Source organism: Arsukibacterium sp. MJ3 (genome assembly GCF_000987765.1).
Lineage (GTDB): Bacteria > Pseudomonadota > Gammaproteobacteria > Enterobacterales > Alteromonadaceae > Alishewanella.
In genome coordinates this window covers 1-448 of sequence record NZ_LAHP01000176.1, presented here as the reverse complement: position 1 = coordinate 448, position 448 = coordinate 1, and the positions used below count along the sequence as shown (strand labels likewise).

The following is a 448-nucleotide window of genomic DNA, read 5'->3' as shown; positions in this document are numbered from 1 at the left end:
GAGGTAACCGCCACAGTTGAGGATACATGCAGCATTTCCGCCACTAACCTTGCCTTCGGGCTCTACGATCCTGCTGCCGACCATGTGAACGGTACAAGCACAATTACGGCTACCTGTACGGAAAACACGACCTATGATATTGGCTTGGATGCAGGTGTCCACTCGGCTTCAGCTACCACAACTACCCGAGCCATGCGAGCCGGTTCAAGTGATTATCTGGACTATGAGCTCTATCAGGATTCAAATCGCGACACGGTGTGGGGTAATGTCATCGATACCAATACCCTGCAAAAAACCTCACCCGGGGGCGATGAAATACACACAGTTTTTGGCCGAATCCCTGGCGGGCAATTTGTTCCTGCTGGCAGTTACAGCGATACGATAACCGTTACGATTACTTACTAAAGAGGGATGAATGATGCAGCTCAATAACAAATGGAAAGTTCTA

1 protein-coding gene is annotated in these 448 nt (G+C 49.3%); it reads left to right on the top strand.

Features of this window, described 5'->3' with window-relative positions:
* A partial coding sequence (locus VT06_RS17360) for a spore coat U domain-containing protein (RefSeq protein ID WP_046555588.1) occupies positions 1-405 on the top strand: 405 nt, incomplete at its 5' end.
* Positions 406-448: the final 43 nt, after the last annotated feature.